Below are 17,833 nucleotides of genomic sequence, written 5' to 3' on the forward strand. Positions count from 1 at the left end.
GCGTCGGCACCCCACCTCTCCCCGGAGCCTCCCTCCATGTCCACGCCGCGCACCATCCAGATCGAGGAGCGGGTCCCCCTGCTCCAGTCCATCCCGCTCTCGCTGCAGCACCTCTTCGCCATGTTCGGCGCCACCGTGCTGGTGCCCCTGCTGGTGGGCCTGCACCCCTCGGTGACCCTCTTCACCAGCGGCGTCGGCACGCTGCTCTACATCCTCATCACCAAGGGCAAGATCCCGGCCTACCTGGGCTCCTCCTTCGCCTTCATCGCGGCCATCCTTTCCATCACCCACGCCTCCTTCGGCACGCCGGCCAGCGACGAGCTGATCGCCACCGTCATGGGCGGCTGCATCGCGGTGGGCCTGATCTACCTGGTGGTGGCCGCCGCGGTGGCCAAGTTCGGCACCGCCTGGATCAACAAGCTGCTGCCGCCGGTGGTCATCGGCCCGGTGGTCATGGTGATCGGCCTGGGCCTGGCGCAGGTGGCGGTGGCCATGGCCACCACCGGCAGCGGCGTGGCCTCCAACGTCTTCGACCCCAAGCTCTTCCGCGGGGACTTCTTCGCGGTGGCCATGGTGGCCCTGGTGATCGCCATCCTGGCGGCCCAGTACCTGACCGGCTTCCTGGGCGTCATCCCCATCCTGATCGGCGTGATCGGCGGCTACGTGGTGGCGCTGCTGGCCGGCCAGGTGAACCTGGGCGGCGTGGCCTCGGCGGGCCTCTTCGCCGTGCCGCACTTCGTCCTGCCCCGCTTCGACCTGGGCGCCGTGATCCTCATGGCCCCCATCTCGCTGGTGGTCATCACCGAGCACATCGGCCACCTGATCGTCACCAACAACGTGGTCGGGCGCGACCTGGTGAAGGACCCGGGCCTGCACCGCTCGCTGGCCGGCGACGGGGCCGCGGTGGTCTTCTCCGGCCTGCTGGGCGGCCCGCCCAACACCACCTACGGCGAGAACATCGGCGTGATGGCGGTGACCCGGGTCTTCTCGGTGTGGGTCATCGGCGGCGCGGCCGTCATGGCCATCGCCATGTCCTTCCTGCCGAAGGTGGGCGCCCTCATCGGCTCCATCCCGGTGCACGTCATGGGCGGCATCTGCATCCTGCTCTTCGGCATCATCGCCTCGGCCGGCGTGCGCATGATGGTGGAGGACAAGACCGACTTCTCGCAGAAGCGGAACCTGATCATCGTCTCGGTGATCCTGGTGATCGGCATCGGCGGCGCCAAGCTCCACTTCGGCGCGACGGAGATCGGCGAGATGTCGCTGGCGACCTACGTGGGCGTGCTGCTGAACCTGATCCTGCCGAAGGCGAAGGCCTAACCCGAGCCGCGCTGGCGCGGCGAGCTATCCCGAGCCGCGCTGGCGCGGCGAGCTATCCCGAGCCGCGCTGGCGCGGCGAGCTATCCCGAGCCGCGCTTGCGCGGCGAGAGAAGTCCACGCGGCCCGCTTGATCCCACGGATCAGGCGGGCCGTCGTCCTTCTGGAGGAGCTCGCTCCACCCCTCTCCCCTCCGGGGAGAGGGCACGCAGGTGCCCCCTCACCCCGGCCCTCTCCCCCAGCAAGCTGGGGGAGAGGGTGAGCAGAACGCCGCGGGCCTCACGTGGCTCCGCGGACGAGCACCCTCTCCCCTCCGGGGAGAGGGAGCAGAGCATGGTGAGCCCCCCGTTGAGTCTCCCTCTCCCCTCCGGGGAGAGGGCCGGGGTGAGGGGGTGCGGCTGGGGTTCCTTGCTGGCCTGGAGTTGGCGCTGCCTGCCCGGGGCGTGATTGGGCCCGGGCCGCGCAGCGGCCCGGCCGGTGGGGGGTTCCTTGCTGGCCTGGAATTGGCGCTGCCTGCCCGGGGCGTGATCGGGCCCGGGCCGCTGCGCGGCCCGGCCTGCTAGACAAACGCGTTGTTCATGATCTCGCCGAAGCCGCCGCCGCCCGGCACGATGTACTGGTGGTCGTCGAGCCCGCGCTCCTCGTCCCAGCGGGTGCCGGGCACGGTGTCGAGCACGTCGGCGTTCGAGAGGCCGCGGTCCACCCGCAGGGCGTAGACCAGCACGTCCGGGTGGGCGGTGGTCATGGTCTTCAGGTACTCGGGCGTGACGATCAGGTGCATGTTGATGATGCGCCTGGGCGTGCCCGGCACCTTCTTCTTGTAGGTGTCGATGGCGGTGGCCAGCGAGCCGCCGGTGGCGCCCATGGGGTCGGGGAAGAGCAGGAAGGCCCCGTCCACGTCGCCGCCGATCTTCATGCCGCCGATGCCGGCCCCCACCACCTGGTCGTGGTCGCCGAGCATGCGGCTCATGATGATGTGGTCCTGGCGCACCAGCGACGGGTCGACCGTCTCGTTGAGCAGGTCGTAGGCCACCTGCGACGGCACGGCGCCGGCGCGGGCGATGTTCACCGTGACCACCCGGACCGAGCGGTCCACCACCTCGCCCTCGAAGATGCCGCGCGGGGAGGTGTCGATCATGCGGGTCGGCACCGAGACCCGGCGCCGCGGGAACTCGGCGGCGATGACGGTGCGCACCAGGTCCTCGTAGAGGATGCGGACCAGCCGGTTGATGGCCGGCTGGTGGGTCTCCTTGGAGCAGAGGGTGGTGAGGTGGCCGAGCAGGAACGGGTTGGCCAGGATGTGGACGTTGGGCCCGTAGCGGTGCTCGAGCTCGCTCGTCTTGTAGGGGATGGTCTCGTAGGCGCGGTCACGCATGGGCGCGGGAGCATACAACCGGGCGCCGGGGTGGCACGGCCGTTTTCACTTCGGACGTCCGAAGTGACTGCACCCGCCAGGGGCGACCTGCTACCCTTACCCACCGTATGATCACGCCCCGCCCCGGCAGCGTCCGCCCTTCCCCCGCGCGCTCCGGGCGCCTCACCCGCCTGGGCCTCCTCGCCGCGCTCGCGCTGGCGGGTTGCCGGGCGGCCCCCCACCTCGAGGCCCCAGGGGCCTTCACGCTCCTCGAGTCGGGCGACTTCGACGCCCTCCAGCTCACCTGGGAGCCGCGCTGCACCAGCTGCACCTTCGAGCTCCAGGCCCGCGTCGCGGGGGGCCCCTTCGGCGACGTCCTCACGAGGGATGCCCCGCCGGGCACCTTCGGCGTGGTCCTCCAGTTCGGGCCGGCCGCGCCGGAGGCCACCCTGTACGAGTTCCGGGTCCGGGCCGTCACCACCGCTGCGGTCTCGGCCTGGACCCCCGTGCTGCCCTACCTGCGCCGCCTTCGGCCCCCCTCCAGCTTCACCGCCACCGCCAGCCCGTTCGGCCAGATCGCGCTCTCCTGGACCAACGCCTCGACGGCCGCCACCGCGCTCCTGCTGGAGCGGTCGGCCGATGGCGGCGCCTGGGAGCCCCTGCCGGTTGCCTTCCCGCTCTCTGGCCACCTGGACGAGGACTACCCCGAGCTCGCCCAGCTCACCTACCGGCTCCGGTTCGGCAAGGGAGAGTTCTGGAGCGCCGACCGCCTGGTGACTCCATCCCTGGTGCCGCTGCGGCAGCCGGAGGGGCTTTCGGTGGTGATGCAGGCCGGGGGACCGACCTTCAGCTGGCGCAACCGGAGCGCCGCCGCCTCCGCGGTCCTCCTCCGCAGGACCACCGGCACGACGGTGGCCTTGCTGCCGGCCGCGGCCGAGGCCGGGAGCGATGCCGAGTGGCCGCCCTGGCCCAGCGCCCGGTACTTCGTGGAGGCCGCCGCCGCAGGGGTGCTGTCGGTCCAGCATGGCGCCCTGCCCACCGTGGGGCTTCCGCCGTTCGAGCTCGCCGGCCCTACCAGCACCCTGTTCGCCCGGACCGAGCCGCTGGGCGGCCCGGTCGCGCTGGCGCGCTCGGGCGACGGCGGCGCCTGGCGCATCGTACCCACCAGGGGCCAGCCGCCTTACGCCCTAGTGCACCCGACGGGCGCCCTCGACCCTCACCTCCTGGTCGGGCGGGCGCTCGCCTGGCCGGGGCTCCTGCTGGACGCCGGCGGACGGCCACACGTCGTCTCCCTGGCGCCCGAGGGGCAGGGGTTCGCGGTCTGGCACGACTGGCACGATGGCTCCGGCTGGCGCTCCTCCTCCCTGGGCAACCTCGACGGCGTCTCCAATGTGTCATTCGGGATCGACGCCGCAGGTGCGCCGCAGCTCCTGGCCCTCGGCGCCGTGACGCCAGACCGCCGGCCGCTGCTCCATGCGGAGGAGGTGGGTGGTGTCCTGGTGGTCACCGAGGTACCGCTCCCGCCACTCGACCTGTTCGGCGTCGCCTCCATGGCGGTGGGCCCCGATGGGACGGCGACCGTGGTGGGCGGGCCGAAGGACCTGCTGGCGCTGCGGTCACCGGGTGGCGCCTGGGTCACCGAGCCGACCCCGCCCGAGTTCCACGGTTCGACCGTGTCGGGCCCGGCCCCGGAGCTCGTCCAGGGCGGCGGGCAGGTGGCGCTCGTGACGGCCGGCGTCGCGGCCTGGCCGACCGTCGCCATCAGGGCCGCCTGGCGCGGGCCCGGCGGCTGGGGACCGGTGCTGGTCACGGAGACTGAAGGGACGAGCATGGGCCTGTCCCCTGTGAGGAGCCTGGCCGCCGGCCCCGACGGCTCGCGCCTGAGCCTGGTGCTTGAGCGCCCGGCCGCAGACCTGGCCTCCGGCCGGCAGATCGACCTCCTGGAGCTCGCGGGGGGCCAGTGGCGCCGGATCCGCCTCGCGCCCGACTCGGGGGTCATCACCCACGGCTACGACCTGGCCGGTCGCACCTGGATCGTTGGGAACCCGGTGGTGGACCTGACCGTGCAACCGAGCTCGATCTGGGAGGAGCGGTGAGCGCCGACCCCGAGCACCCAGACCAGGAACGCGGGCACAGGGAGGGGATCCACGACGGCGGAGGACTCGCCGCCAGTCGGGGTTGAGTCGAGTGCACCTCTTTGTGTTGTTCGGGCGCCCGAAGTCCCTGGCCGAAGGCAGGGATGTGCGGCGCGCGGCGGGGACGGCGCGCACGCCCCGTCAGATGCCCATGAGACGCTGAGTCCATGAGCGCTCGGGCCCCGGTCCCCGCCCTCCCCTCCGGTGCAAGAGCACCGGGGGCGTTCTCAGCACCCTCGAGCCCTGGGTTCACCGCTTCCACGCTGCTCCCGACCGACACACCGGTCGCCGCGCCTTCGCTGGCGCTCTGCTGCGCCGCCGAGGCCTCCCCGCCTTGGGGACAACCGAGTGCCCTGCTGGACGCGCCGCCGGCCACGCTCCAAGAGGCGCGGGATCTCCGCGACGGCCTGACCACCCTCGTCGCGCGAGAGCGGGCCGCCGCCGCGGAGTTCCTCATCGCCCTGGCCGAGTTCGATCGCCGGCGTGGGTGGGAGGCGCTCGGGCACGGGAGCCTGTTCGCTTTTCTCACCCGGGACCTCCGGCTCTCCCCGGCCACCGCCTACACCCGGCTCTCGGCCGCCCGGCTCATCCCAGGCTTCCCGGAGGTCGAGGCCGCCCTCCGTGACGGCCGGCTCTGCGTCACCTCGACCGGCGAGGTCGCCAAGGTCCTCACCCGCGAGAACCAGGCCGAGCTGCTGCCTCGCTTCTTCGGCCTCTCATCCAGGGAGGCCAAGGAGGTGGTGGCGTCCCTCCGGCCCAAGGAACTGCCCAGGCGCCCGGAGCTCATCACCCGACTCGCCGTGGTGTCGGCGAGGCCGCCCGAAGCCCCGGTGGCGGCTCCCCTGCCCGCCTCGCCTGACCTGAGCGCTCTGGACCTGAGCGCTCCGGGCTCGAGCGCTCCGGCCGCGGCGTGCAGGAGTGGCGACCAATTCCCGGAGGACGCTCCGCGGCACCCTTCGGCATTCAGGCTGGCGTCGGGAAGCGGCTTCGAGCACCGCGCTTCGGGGGGCGGCGCCTTCCCCGGTCACGACGCTCGGTCGGCCGGTGCGGCAGGTGTGCCCCTGGACCCGCTGGCGCAGAGCGCGAGCGTCGGCTTCTCCGCTGTCCCGTCGTCCCTCCCGCCCGGCAGCGTGGAGCCACTGTCGGCCGACCATCGCCGCCTCCACCTGACGGTCAGGACCACGTTCCTCGAGAAGCTCCGGGCGGCGAGGCGAGGGCTCGACCACTCGAGACCAGGCGCTTCCCTGGAGGAGGTGCTGGAGACCGCCCTCGATCTCCTGCTGGAGAATCAGGCCCGGCGCCGCGGCGAGGTGAAGCGTCCCCGAGCGATGCCGGGCGAGGCTCCGCTCTCGGGTGCCCCAGCGCCCACGCCTGATCGCGGGGTGCCTGACTGCGGGGCGCCTGACTCCGGGGCGCCTGACTCCGGGGCGCCTGACTGCGGGGCGCCTGTCTCCGGGGTGCCTAACGAAGCGGTGGCCGCCCCGGAGGCGCGGGCCATGCCTCTCGGCCAGGAGCCTGGGCCCCGCCCACTTGCCTTTCAGCCTGATGCTCGCCCCGTCGGCTCGAGGTTCTCCTCCCGGCGCCGCGCCATCCCGGCCGCCATTCGCCGCGAGGTCTGGTCGCGAGACGGCCACCGGTGCCAGTTCCCCGCCGACGGCGGAGGGGTCTGTGGTTCGGGGCGACGGCTCGAACTCGATCACCTCGTGCCGGTCGCGCTTGGCGGGCCTGATACGGCCGACAACCTCCGGGTGGTCTGCCGAGCCCACAACCTGGTGGCCGCCCGCGCCGAACTTGGTGAAGCGCGGATGGCGGACCGGCCGAAGCGCCCCCGGTCGCCTCCGCCCGATGGCCGTCACATCCCGCACCCCGCGTGGGTCGTTCGGGCGCCCGAAGCGCCTGGGCCTGAAGCGTTCAGGCCAGACGGGGCCGGACCGGAGGGGGACGGGACGGCCGGGGCAGCGACAGTGGGGGGCGGGACGGACAGGTCCTAGCCGGACGGACGCGGGCCGGAGGGTAGCGGGCCGGAACCGTTGTTCGAGAATCGGCAGGCCGACGTGCCCCAGCCAGGAGGCCCGGCCTCGCGCCCGTACCTCTTCACCGATCCGCCGGAGCCGTCCCCGCCTTGAGCGCCTCCAGCGCCTCCCACCGGGCGTAGAGCCGCTCCACCTCGTGGGTCGCCTCGTCGAAGTCCCGGCGCAGCTTGGCCCAGTCGGCGCCGCCCTTCTGGTAAGTGGCCGGGTCGGCCATGGAGGCCTCCAGCGTGGCCTTGCGCGCCTCGGCCGCCTGGATGGCCGCCTCGATCCCCTCGTACTCGCGCTGGTCCTTGAAGGAGAGCTTGCCCGGCTTGCGGGCCGGCGCCGGCGCGGGCTGCGGCGCCGTCGCCGCGCCGCCCTTGGTCGCCACCTTGGCCGGCGCCGCCGGCGCCCGCGCCTCCGCCAGCGCCGCCCGGTCGGCCTGCCCCTTGAGCCGCCGGTAGAGGTCGTAGTTGCCCTCCCACCGGGTCGCCTTCCCTTCCCCCTCGAAGGCCAGGATGGCGGTGGCCACCTTGTCGAGGAAGTACCGGTCGTGGGTCACCAGCAGCACGCTCCCCTGGAAGTCGAGGAGCAGCCGCTCCAGCACGTTCAGGGTGACGAGATCGAGGTCGTTGGTCGGCTCGTCGAGGACCAGCACGTTGGCCCCCTCCAGGAAGAGGCGCGCCAGCAGCAGCCGGTTCCGCTCGCCGCCGGAGAGGGCCTTCACCTGCAGCCGCTGCATGGCGGGCGGGAAGAGCAGGTCGTCGAGGTAGTCCCGCAGCGCCACCCGGCGCCCGCCCACGTCGATGAAGTCCTCGCCGTGCCACCCCGGCGCGCCGCCGCCGGCCGACTCGTAGACCGTCTGCTCGCCGTCCAGGCTGGTCCGCTGCTGGTCGTAGTAGGCCACCTTGGTCTTCTTGCCGGTGGTGAGCACCCCACCGTCGGGCGGGAGCTCGCCGAGCAGCACCTTGAGGAAGGTGGTCTTGCCCACCCCGTTCGGCCCGACCAGCCCGACCCGCTCGCCGGCCTTGAGCCGGAAGTCGATGCCGTCGAGCACGGTCCGCTCGCCGAAGCGCTTGGTGAGCCCCTCGCCCTCCAGCACCACCGCCGAGAGGCGCGGCGGCGCGGCCAGCTGGAACTCGGCCACCTTGGGGCGCACGAAGCCCTGCTCGGCCATCAGCTTGCGGGCCCGCTCGATGCGCGACTTCGACTTGGTGCGGCGCGCCTCCGGCCCGCGCCGCAGCCAGGCCACCTCCTGGGAGATCCAGCGGTTGCGCTTGTGCTGGGAGAGACCGGCCTGCTCCTCGGCCACCAGCTTCTGCTCCAGGTAGGCCTCGTAGTTGCCGGGGTAGCTGGTGACGCCGCTGCCCGGCGTGATCTCCAGGATGCGGTCGACCAGGTCGTCGAGGAAGTACCGGTCGTGGGTCACCAGCAGGAGCGCCCCGGCGTGCTCGTCGAGCTCCTCCTCCAGCCAGTCCACCGTGTCGGCGTCCAGGTGGTTGGTGGGCTCGTCGAGCAGGAGCAGGTCCGGGCGCGCCAGGATGGCCCGCGCGATGGCCACCCGCTTGCGGGTCCCGCCGGAGAGCTCGGAGACCTTGCGGTCCCAGTCCTTGACGCCCAGCCGGTCGAGCAGGGTGCGCGCCTCGTGGGCGGTGTCCCAGCCGCCCAGGTGCTCCACCCGCTCGGAGAGGGCCGCCAGGTCGGAGAGGAGCTTGTCGTGGAGCCCCTCGTCCCGCTCGGTGGCCAGGCGGGCGCCGAGCGCGGCGTGGGCGTCGAGCGCCGCCTTGAGCGGGGCGCGCGCCACCTCGAGCTCGGAGGCCACCGTGGCGTCGGGGTCGAAGACCGGCTCCTGGGGCAGGTAGGTGACCGCCGCGCCGCGCTTGAGCTGCAGCTCGCCGTGATCGGGCTCGGCGGCCCGCGCCAGGATCTTCATGAGCGACGACTTGCCGGAGCCGTTGACGCCCACCAGGCCGACCCGCTCCCCCTCCTCGATGGTGAAGGTCAGGCCGTCGAAGACGGTGCGGCTGCCGAAGGAGAGGCCGAGGCCGGCCGCGTGGAGGAGCGTCACGGGCGGCTTCCTATCACGGCGGGGCCGGCCCGGGGTGGCGCCCCCGGCGGCCGCGCCACGAAGAAGCGCTTCAGGGCCAGGGCGCGCCGCTCCACCAGGCGCCAGCTCAGCGCCGCCAGCGCCACGCTGGCCCCGGCGCCGGCGGCGGCGTACAGCGCGTAGCCGGCCCGCGAGGCCAGCAGCCCGGCGCCCCAGGGCGTGGCCCGCAGCGCGCCCAGCGCCCACAGGTGCACGAAGTAGTGGAAGACGTAGACGCCGTAGCTCCACCGCCCCAGGGCCTGGAGCGGGCGCCTGAGCAGCAGGCGCTGCAGCCCCGCGCCGGTGCCCTCCCCCGCCACCGCCGCCACCACCAGGCCCGGCGAAGGCCAGGCCGAGGAGGGTGTGGCTCCAGAGCTCCAGCGGCGCCCGGTGCATGTCGAAGGGGCCGTTGGCCAGGCCGAGCGCCAGGAAGCCCGCCGCCCCCGCCGCCGCCAGCCACGGCCAGGCGCGCAGCAGGCGCGGGCGCAGGGCCGGGTCGCGCAGCAGCACCGCCAGCAGCGCGCCCAGCGCCAGCTGGTCCAGCCGGCCGGGCGTCACCCGGTAGGCGCTGCCCACCGGCCAGCCCGTGCCGTACACCACCCAGGCGCGCAGCAGCGGCCCGCACAGGAAGATCCCGCCCGCCACCCAGGCCAGCCGCCGGCCGCGCGCCGCCAGCACCACCAGCGGCCAGGCCAGGTAGAACTGCTCCTCCACCGCCAGCGACCAGAAGTGGCTGAGCGGCGGGATGACCTGCTGGAAGGCGAAGGCCCAGTTGCCGAGGTAGGCCCAGTACCACCAGCCCCAGCGGCCGAAGGTCCACGGGTCGATGAGGCCGAGCGACGGCCCCAGCAGGCCGAAGAGCGCCAGCGCCAGGTAGTAGAGGGGGAAGATGCGCAGGGCCCGCCGCACCAGGAAGGTCGACCACCAGCCCCGGGCGCCCAGCGTGTCCACCAGGATGCCGGTGATCAGCAGCCCGGAGAGCACGAAGAACAGGTCCACGCCGGCCCAGCCCAGCCCCAGCCCCGTGATGGCGGCCCGGTCGAGCGTGCCGGTGCCCGGCCAGGCGTTGAGGAAGTGGGCGCACAGCACGCCCAGGATGGCCAGGCCGCGCAGCCCGTCGAGGCCGTGCAGCGTGCCGCCGAGCGCCGCGGCCACCCGGGCGGAGGCGGACTCCGGCGCCCCCCTGGCCGCCGGGTCGGCTGTGGCGGGGACCCCGGCGGCGACCCAGCCCTCCACCCGGGCCGCGTCGTCGGGCGCCGGAAAGGCGGCCGCGCCGGCCACCGTCTCCGGGGCCGGCGCGGGGAGTGCGCCATCGCTGTCGCTGGTGGGATGCCCTGGCCGCGCCACGGCCGCGGAGGATACCGCGCCCACCGGGCGCGCCGCGCTACGTCGCCAGGATGCCCCGCCCGATGGCCTCGGCCTTGTCGAGCGAGGTGCGGATCTCGGGGCTGGGCTCGCGCGACCGGTCGCCCTTCTTGACCAGCCGCCTCACCTTCGAGACCGCCTGGGCGAACTCCACGTTGGAGTTGCCGCCCTGCACCAGCACGGCGTCGAGCTTCCGAATCCGGTCCTTCACCTCCCGAAACGTGTCGTTCACGGTGCAGCTCCATGGCCCGGCGAGTGGGACGGCGAGATCGCTGGGGAGGGTGTATCACCCCGTTGACCTGTGCGCCCCTTCCAGGTGGGCTCCGCCCCGTTCACGCCCCGCGGAGGGTGCCCCCGGGGTGGGCCGGAAGGCCGCTCAGCCGCGGCCGAGCGCGGTGGCCAGCTGGGCCCGGGCCAGGGCCAGCGTGAAGCGGGCCTTGACCTCCTGGGCGGCGGCCGCGGTGAAGCCGACCTGGGCGTCGGACAGCTCCAGCCCGCTGCCCAGCCCGGCCTGGTAGCGCCCCTCGGCCAGCCTGAGCCGCTCGCGCGCGCTGGCCACCACCTCGCCGCTGGCCGCCAGCGAGGCCCGGGCGGAGCGCACGGCCAGCTGGGCCTGGGTCAGCTCCAGCCGGACCTGCTGCCGGAGCGCCTCGTCCCCGGCGTCCAGCGCCTCCAGGCCGGCCCGCGCCTCGGCGGCCTGGGCGCGCGTGCGGCCGCCCTCCAGGAAGGGCCAGGACAGCGTCAGCCCCAGGCTCCAGCTCCGGCTGGTGGCGTCCACCTGCGGCCCGGCCTCCGCCACCCGGCCCGAGGCGGCCAGCGACGGCAGGAAGTCGCCGGTGGTGGCCCTCACGGTGGCCTCCTGCGCCTGGTGCTGCCGCTGCCGCGCCGCCACGTCCGGCCGGGCCGCCAGCGCCTCGGCCAGCAGGGCCGCCAGGGCCGCCTCCTCCCCGTCCAGCGCCGGGAACTCGGCCTCGGCCAGCGGGTAGTCGGTGGCGCCGTCGACGCCCATGGCCAGGTTGAGGCGCGCGTGGGCCACCGCCAGGTCGGTCTCGGCGGTGATGCGCTGCACCTCGGCGTTGGCGCGATCGGCGCGGGCCTGGGCCAGGTCGATGGCCGGCCGGGTGCCCACCTCGATGAAGCCGGACACCTGCCGGAGGTGGGCCTCGCGGTTGGCCAGGGTCTCCCTGGCCACCGCCACCAGGTCGCGGGCCGCGGCCGCCTGGAACCAGGCCGAGCGCACCTCCAGCACCACCGCCAGCCGGGTGGCGCGGGCCGTCTCCTCCTGGGCGCCGGCCGAGGCGCGGGCGGCCGAGGCGCGGTACCAGCTGCCGGCGTCGAAGAGCAGCTGGCTGCCGGACAGCCCCAGGGCGTAGTCGGTGGAGGTCCCGGCCAGGCCGCTCGGCGCGACCGACGCGGGGCCGCTGCGGAAGGCGCTGGCGGTGGCCGAGGCCTGCGGCAGGAGGGCGGCGGTGGCCTGACCGACCCGCGCCCGGGCGGCGCGCACCTGGGCGGCGGCGGCCCGCAGGGCCGGCTGGTTGGCCAGCGCGGTGGCCTCCGCCACCGCCAGGGTGAGCGGCTGGTCGCCGGATGGGGAGGCCGCGGCGGCCCCGGCGCCGGCCCCGGGCGGGAGCGCCGGCGCGAGCTCGGCCGCGGGCGGCGTGGCGGCGAGGAGGAGCAGCAGCAAGGCACCGTTCATTCGAACCTCAGGGCGGTGATGGGGTCGAGGCGGGAGGCCTTGTAGGCGGGCCAGATCCCGAAGACCACGCCGACCAGGGCCGAGCAGCCCACCGCCAGGAGCATGGCCTCCGGGCGGACCAGCAGGGAGAAGCCCATGCTGGTGGCCAGCAGCTTGGCGATGCCCACGCCGAGCCCGGCGCCGACCAGCCCGCCGCCCAGCGAGAGGGTCACCGCCTCAGTCAGGAACTGGAGCTGGATGTCGCGGGCCCGGGCCCCCACCGCCATCCGGGTGCCGATCTCGCGGGTCCGCTCGGTCACCGAGACCAGCATGATGTTCATGATGCCGATGCCGCCCACCACCATCGACACGATGGCGATGCCGAAGAGGAGGTTGGTCATGATCCTGGTGCCCGCCTGCTGGGCGCTGGCGATCTCGGAGGGGTTGCGGATGGTGAAGTCGTCGTCGGCCCCGGGGGCCAGGCGGTGGCGATCCCGCAGCAGCCCGCGGATCTGCTGCTGGGCCCGGACGTTGCCGTCGTCGCCCAGGGCGCTGGCCATGAGCGACCCCGGGATGTAGTTCTTCAGGCCGCCCTGGATCTTCTGCTGGAAGGTCGTGTAGGGCACCAGCACCACGTCGTCCAGGTCCTGGCCGAAGGGGGACTGGCCCTTCCTGGCGAGCACCCCGACCACCGTGAACGGGATGTTCTTGACGCGCAGCACCTGCCCGACCGGGTTGGCGTTCCGACCGAAGAGCTTCTCCACCACCGTCAGGCCGAGGATGGCCACCTTCTGGCCCCCGTCCACGTCCGACTGGCTGAAGTTGCTCCCCTGGTCGAGCGGCCAGGCCCGGACCGAGAGGAACTCCGGGGAGGTGCCCTGGACCGAGGTGGCCCAGTTGGACTCCTCCGACATCACCTGGGCGGAGGAGCGGAGCACCGGGGCGGCGTCCTTGACGGCGGAGAGCTCCGACTGGATGGCCTTCAGGTCGTCCCAGGTGAGCGAGGGCATCGAGCCCGCGCCGCCCATGGCGCCGCCCCCGCTGGAGGAGCCGTTCATGATGATGAGCATGTTGGAGCCGATGGAGGCGAAGGTGGCCTCCACCCGCGCCTTGGCGCCGTCCCCGATGGCCACGGAGGTGATCACCGCCGCCACGCCGATGACCACCCCGAGCGTGGTCAGGAAGGAGCGCATCTTGTTGCGGGCCAGGGCGCGCAGCGCCACCCGCAGCGTCATGGTCCAGTTCACGCGTGTGCCTCCGGCGCGCCCGCAGCGGCGGCCCTGGGCTGCTGCCGGACGTCGGAGCGCACCAGCCCGTCCCGCATGGTGATGACCCGGCTGGCGAAGGCGGCGATGTCCGGCTCGTGGGTCACCAGGATGACGGTGATGCCGCCCTGCCCCAGCGCCTGGAAGAGCGCCATGACGTCCTGGCTGGTGCGCGAGTCCAGGTTGCCGGTGGGCTCGTCGGCCAGCAGCACCGGGGGGCGGTTCACCAGGGCGCGGGCGATGGCCACCCGCTGCTGCTGCCCGCCGGACATCTGGTTGGGGTGGTGGCCGACGCGGTCGCCCAGGCCGACCCGCTCGAGCGCCTCCCTGGCCCGGGCGTGGCGCTCGGCCCCCGCCACGTTGGCGTAGAGGAGCGGCAGCTCGACGTTCTCGAGCGCGCTGGTGCGGGAGAGCAGGTTGAAGCTCTGGAAGACGAAGCCGATGGTCCGGTTGCGGATGCCGGCCAGCTCGTCGTTCCCGAGGCGCGAGATCTCCTGCCCGTCCAGCACGTACCGCCCGCTGGTGGGCCGGTCCAGGCAGCCCAGCAGGTTCATCAGGGTCGACTTGCCGGAGCCCGAGGCGCCCATGATGGCGGTGAACTCCCCGGCGGCGAGGTCCAGGCTGACGCCCGCCAGGGCGCGCACCTCCACGTCGCCCATCCGGTAGACGCGGGTGATCTCCTCCAGGTGGATGAGCGGCGCGGACATGGGGGCGCCTAGAGGGGGCGGCGCATGGCGGCGGCCATGCCGGACGGGGGCCCGACCGAGTCGGTGATCACCTCGCCGCCGGCCTGCAGGTCGCCCTCCAGCACCTCGGTGGCGCTGCCGTCGGAGATGCCGGTGCGGATGCGGATGGGCGAGGGCTTCCCCTCCTTGAGGACCCAGACGGTGCGCCGGTCGGGCGTCTCCTGCCCGCGCCCGCCCGCCGGCCGGCCGCCGGCCCGGGCCGCGTCGGGACCGGCCCCGGCCGCGCCGCCGGCGCTGCCCCCCTCGCCGAGCAGCGCCGGCGGCGGCTTGAACCGCAGCGCCGCGTTGGGGACCTTCAGCACGTCCTCCTTCTCGGCGTAGACGAAGGTCACGTTGGCCGTCATGCCCGGCTTGAGCTTGAGGTCGGGGTTGGCCACGTCGATGACCGCGTCGTAGGTGACCACGTTCTGGACGGTCTGCGGCGAGTTGCGGATCTGGCGCACCGTGCCGCGGAAGATCTCCGAGGGGTAGGCGTCCACCGTGAAGGTCGCGGCCGTGCCGTCCTTGAGCCGCCCCACGTCGGCCTCGGCCACGCTGGTGTCCACCTGCATCTTGGCCAGGTCCTCGGCGATGACGAAGATGGTGGGGGCCTGCAGCGAGGCCGCCACCGTCTGGCCCACGTCGACGTTGCGGGAGATGACCACGCCGGAGGTCGGGGAGCGAATGGCGGTGTAGGCCAGGTTGACCTGGGCCTGGCTCAGCGAGGCCCGCGCCTGCGCCACCTGCCCCTCGGCCGCCTGCACGCCGGCCGCCAGCGCGTCGGCGTTGGACTGGGCGGTGTCGGCGTCGGCGGTGGCCACCAGCTGCCGGTCCGCCAGGGTGCGGGCCCGCGCGGCCTGTCGGAGGGCGTCGGCCGCCTGGGCCCTGGCCCTGGCCAGGTTGCCCTGCGCCGCGGCCAGGTTGGCCCTGGCCTGCTCGACGCTGGCCTGGAAGAGCTGCGGGTCGATCTCGGCGATGAGCGCGCCCTTCTCCACCCGGGAGTTGAAGTCGGCGTGCAGGGCCGAGACGCGGCCGGAGACCTGGCTGCCCACCTGGACGGTGACGATGGCCGAGAGCGTGCCGGTGGCGGTCACCTTGGCGACGATGCGGCCGCGCTCCGCCCTGGCGGTCTCGAGCTTGTACTCGCTCTTGGGCGGGCCGCTCCCCCGCCAGGCCCAGCCGGCGCCCGCGACGAGCGCCAGGGTGGCGAGGGCGGCGAGGATCGTGGTGCGCTTCGACATGGCGGCTCCTGCGGTGCGTGGGCGGGGACAATCCTTACCGCGCCCCCGGGATCGAGGCCCGAACATGGAGGGCCAGGGCGGCGGCCAGATTGCCGCAGCGTGAAGGAACGTGAAGCGAAAGGCCCCGCCCGCCCGGGTGGGCGGCGGGGCCTGGCGGGTGGGAGCCGGCGCGGCCCGGGGCGGTTCGCCGCCGGGCCGGCGCCCCGGCGCCTAGACGCCCAGCTTCTTGAAGAAGTCGTTCCCCTTGTCGTCCACCAGGATGAAGGCCGGGAAGTTGACCACCTCGATGCGCCAGACCGCCTCCATGCCCAGCTCGGGGAAGTCGATGACCTCCACCTTCTTGATGTTCTCCTCGGCCAGCACGGCGGCCGGGCCGCCGATGGAGCCGAGGTAGAAGCCGCCGTACTTCTGGCAGGCGTCGGTCACCTGCTTCGAGCGGTTGCCCTTGGCGATCATCACCATGGAGGCGCCGTGCTGCTGCAGCAGGTCCACGTACGAGTCCATGCGGCCGGCCGTGGTGGGGCCGAAGGAGCCGGAGGGCTTGCCGGGCGGGGTCTTGGCCGGGCCCGCGTAGTAGACCGGGTGGTCCTTCAGGTACTGCGGCAGGCCCTTGCCGGCGTCCAGCAGCTCCTTGAACTTGGCGTGGGCGATGTCGCGGGCCACCACCAGCGTGCCCGAGAGCAGGAGCGGGGTGGAGACCGGGTGCTTGCCCAGCTCGGCCAGGATCTCCTTCATGGGCCGGTTGAGGTCCACCTTCACGCCGTGCTCGTGCTTGCCGGTCTTGTAGGCCGCCGGGATGAGCCGGCCCGGGTCGTGGTCCAGGTCCTCGAGCCAGAGCCCGTCGCGGGTGATCTTGGCCTTGATGTTCCGGTCGGCCGAGCAGGAGACGCCCATGCCCACCGGGCAGGAGGCGCCGTGGCGCGGCAGCCGCACCACCCGCACGTCGTGGGCGAAGTACTTGCCGCCGAACTGGGCGCCGATGCCCAGCTTGTTGGCCGCCTCGAGCAGCTTCTGCTCGAGCTCGACGTCCCGGAAGGCCTGGCCGGCGGCGCCGCCCTGGGTGGGCAGCCCGTCGTAGTACTTGGTGGAGGCCAGCTTGACGGTCTTCAGGCAGGCCTCGGCCGAGGTGCCGCCGATGGCCACCGCCACGTGGTAGGGCGGGCAGGCCGCCGTGCCCAGGTACTTCATCTTCTCCACCAGGAACTTCTCCAGGGTGGCCGGGTTGAGGAGCGCCTTGGTCTCCTGCCACAGCATGGTCTTGTTGGCCGAGCCGCCGCCCTTGGTGACGAAGAGGAACTTGTACTCGGCGCCCTTGGTCGCGTAGAGGTCGATCTGCGCCGGCAGGTTGTCGCCGGTGTTCTTCTCCTCGTACATGGTGAGGGCCGTGGTCTGGGAGTACCGCAGGTTCTCCTTGCGGTAGGTCTCCCAGATGCCCTGCGAGAGGGCGGCCTCGTCGTCCGCCCCGGTCCAGACCTGCTGCCCCTTCTTGCCCATCACGGTGGCGGTGCCGGTGTCCTGGCAGATGGGCAGCTCGCCCCGCGCCGCGATCTCGGCGTTGCGCAGGAAGGCCAGCGCCACCCCCTTGTCGTTCTGCGACGCCTCCGGGTCGGAGAGGATCTTGGCCACCTGCTCGTTGTGGGCCTTGCGCAGGAAGAAGGAGCACTCGCGGATGGCCTCGCGGGCCAGGCGGGTGAGCGCCGCGGGCTCCACCTTGAGCACCTCCTTCCCGTCGAAGGCGCCCACCGAGACCCCCTCGTTGGAGATGAGGCGGTACTCGGTCTCGTCCTTGCTGAGCGGGAACGGCTCGTGGAACTGGAACGGGGCGTCGGCCATGGTCTGGCTCCTCCGGCGGGGGGAAGGGGGGCTCGTGGTGCGCCTGCGGGACCGGGATGAAAGCACGCCGGCGCGGCCCGTGTCATGCGGGGCGCGCGGGCGAAAGCGGAGCGGAGCGGTCCAGTCTGGACGGCGCCGCGCCGCCCCTGGGAGGCAGGGGCCGGCCCGCCGGGGTGGGTGCGGCCCGCCGCCTACCGGCCGCCCGCCACGAACCAGGCGGCGCCCAGGAGCCCGACCACGCCGAAGGCCAGGTAGGCCACCCCGGCCGCCACCGCCGCGGCGCCGGTCAGGTCGCCGGAGGAGGCGCGCACCCGCCGGCGCAGCAGGCCGTCGGCCACGCCGAGCCACACCGTGGCGGCGCCGGACACGGCCAGCACCAGCACGACCAGCCAGTGGAGCGGGTTTCCCCTGTCGAGGAGCAGTTCCATGCGGGCGGCGCGGAGGCTACCATGCCGCCTCCCCCCCTCTCGACGGAGCTGACATGGCCAAGCCGACGCTGGACGACCTGGTGAAGGGCAAGGGCCCGGAGGCCGTGCGAGGCAAGACGGTGGAGGTCCACTACACCGGCTGGCTCACCGACGGCACCCGGTTCGACTCCTCGGTGGGCGGCGCCCCGTTCTCGTTCAAGCTGGGCGCCGGCGAGGTCATCGAGGGCTGGGATCGCGGCGTGGCCGGCATGAAGGTGGGCGGCACCCGCAAGCTCACGCTGCCCCCCGAGCTGGCCTACGGCGCGGCCGGCTCGCCGCCGGACATCCCGCCCGGCGCCACCCTGGTGTTCGAGGTGCAGCTCCTGGCGGTCTACTGAGCCGGCGGCCTCGCCGCGCC

12 protein-coding genes and 2 pseudogenes are annotated in these 17,833 nt (G+C 73.6%); 4 read left to right on the forward strand and 10 right to left on the reverse strand.

Going from position 1 to position 17,833, the window contains the following annotated elements; translation table 11 throughout:
* The first annotated feature begins 36 nt into the window (after nt 1-36).
* Nucleotides 37-1,320, forward strand: a complete 1,284-nt coding sequence (gene uraA, locus IPO09_19950) for a uracil permease (protein MBK9519554.1) — start codon at nt 37-39, stop codon at nt 1,318-1,320.
* Nucleotides 1,321-1,876: 556 nt separating this feature from the next.
* On the opposite strand, the gene IPO09_19955 is transcribed toward uraA, so the two are convergent.
* Nucleotides 1,877-2,692, reverse strand: a complete 816-nt coding sequence (locus IPO09_19955; protein MBK9519555.1) for a uracil phosphoribosyltransferase — start codon at nt 2,690-2,692, stop codon at nt 1,877-1,879.
* A 107-nt stretch (nt 2,693-2,799) separates the two neighbouring features.
* Between IPO09_19955 and IPO09_19960 the strand changes: the two genes are divergently transcribed.
* Both IPO09_19960 and IPO09_19965 read left to right on the forward strand, forming a co-directional pair.
* Nucleotides 2,800-4,767 (forward strand): hypothetical protein, encoded by a 1,968-nt coding sequence (locus IPO09_19960; protein ID MBK9519556.1) that lies wholly within the window; start codon nt 2,800-2,802, stop codon nt 4,765-4,767.
* Between the two features lie 446 nt (nt 4,768-5,213).
* Nucleotides 5,214-5,564: pseudogene (locus IPO09_19965) on the forward strand (DUF222 domain-containing protein).
* Nucleotides 5,565-6,900: 1,336 nt separating this feature from the next.
* Here IPO09_19965 and IPO09_19970 read toward each other — a convergent pair.
* The 9 genes and pseudogenes from IPO09_19970 to IPO09_20010 all read right to left on the reverse strand — a co-directional run bounded on the left by IPO09_19970 (nt 6,901) and on the right by IPO09_20010 (nt 17,436).
* A complete protein-coding gene (locus tag IPO09_19970; GenBank protein ID MBK9519557.1) occupies nt 6,901-8,886 on the reverse strand; it encodes an ABC-F family ATP-binding cassette domain-containing protein in 1,986 nt (661 codons plus the stop codon).
* Nucleotides 8,883-10,059: pseudogene (locus tag IPO09_19975) on the reverse strand (acyltransferase). The gene IPO09_19970 and the pseudogene IPO09_19975 overlap by 4 nt, the downstream one beginning before the upstream one ends.
* A gap of 229 nt (nt 10,060-10,288) precedes the next feature.
* Entirely contained in the window at nt 10,289-10,501 is a 213-nt protein-coding gene (locus IPO09_19980; GenBank protein ID MBK9519558.1) for a hypothetical protein, read from the reverse strand.
* Between the two features lie 144 nt (nt 10,502-10,645).
* Nucleotides 10,646-11,965, reverse strand: coding sequence for a TolC family protein (locus tag IPO09_19985; GenBank protein MBK9519559.1), 1,320 nt, complete (start codon nt 11,963-11,965; stop codon nt 10,646-10,648).
* A complete protein-coding gene (locus IPO09_19990; GenBank protein ID MBK9519560.1) occupies nt 11,962-13,191 on the reverse strand; it encodes an ABC transporter permease in 1,230 nt (409 codons plus the stop codon). Before IPO09_19990 ends, IPO09_19985 begins: the two co-directional genes overlap by 4 nt.
* Complete coding sequence (locus IPO09_19995) at nt 13,188-13,868, reverse strand: ABC transporter ATP-binding protein (protein MBK9519561.1); 681 nt, start codon at nt 13,866-13,868, stop codon at nt 13,188-13,190. Before IPO09_19995 ends, IPO09_19990 begins: the two co-directional genes overlap by 4 nt.
* Before the next feature lie 56 nt (nt 13,869-13,924).
* Entirely contained in the window at nt 13,925-15,175 is a 1,251-nt protein-coding gene (locus IPO09_20000) for an efflux RND transporter periplasmic adaptor subunit (protein ID MBK9519562.1), read from the reverse strand.
* A 210-nt stretch (nt 15,176-15,385) separates the two neighbouring features.
* A complete protein-coding gene (locus IPO09_20005; protein MBK9519563.1) occupies nt 15,386-17,008 on the reverse strand; it encodes a fumarate hydratase in 1,623 nt (540 codons plus the stop codon).
* 191 nt (nt 17,009-17,199) lie between these two features.
* Nucleotides 17,200-17,436, reverse strand: a complete 237-nt coding sequence (locus tag IPO09_20010) for a hypothetical protein (GenBank protein MBK9519564.1) — start codon at nt 17,434-17,436, stop codon at nt 17,200-17,202.
* A 53-nt stretch (nt 17,437-17,489) separates the two neighbouring features.
* Between IPO09_20010 and IPO09_20015 the strand changes: the two genes are divergently transcribed.
* Entirely contained in the window at nt 17,490-17,813 is a 324-nt protein-coding gene (locus IPO09_20015) for an FKBP-type peptidyl-prolyl cis-trans isomerase (GenBank protein ID MBK9519565.1), read from the forward strand.
* The last annotated feature ends 20 nt before the right edge of the window (nt 17,814-17,833 follow it).

This window comes from Anaeromyxobacter sp., from assembly GCA_016718565.1.
GTDB lineage: Bacteria > Myxococcota > Myxococcia > Myxococcales > Anaeromyxobacteraceae > JADKCZ01.

Excerpts from the sequence above, each read along its gene's own strand:
- uraA (MBK9519554.1), top strand. The coding sequence starts at position 37 with ATGTCCACGCCGCGCACCATCCAGATCGAGGAGCGGGTCCCCCTGCTC.
- IPO09_19955 (MBK9519555.1), bottom strand. The coding sequence starts at position 2,692 with ATGCGTGACCGCGCCTACGAGACCATCCCCTACAAGACGAGCGAGCTC.
- IPO09_19960 (MBK9519556.1), top strand. The coding sequence starts at position 2,800 with ATGATCACGCCCCGCCCCGGCAGCGTCCGCCCTTCCCCCGCGCGCTCC.
- IPO09_19985 (MBK9519559.1), bottom strand. The coding sequence starts at position 11,965 with ATGAACGGTGCCTTGCTGCTGCTCCTCCTCGCCGCCACGCCGCCCGCG.
- IPO09_19995 (MBK9519561.1), bottom strand. The coding sequence starts at position 13,868 with ATGGGCGACGTGGAGGTGCGCGCCCTGGCGGGCGTCAGCCTGGACCTC.
- IPO09_20000 (MBK9519562.1), bottom strand. The coding sequence starts at position 15,175 with ATGTCGAAGCGCACCACGATCCTCGCCGCCCTCGCCACCCTGGCGCTC.
- IPO09_20005 (MBK9519563.1), bottom strand. The coding sequence starts at position 17,008 with ATGGCCGACGCCCCGTTCCAGTTCCACGAGCCGTTCCCGCTCAGCAAG.
- IPO09_20010 (MBK9519564.1), bottom strand. The coding sequence starts at position 17,436 with ATGGAACTGCTCCTCGACAGGGGAAACCCGCTCCACTGGCTGGTCGTG.
- IPO09_20015 (MBK9519565.1), top strand. The coding sequence starts at position 17,490 with ATGGCCAAGCCGACGCTGGACGACCTGGTGAAGGGCAAGGGCCCGGAG.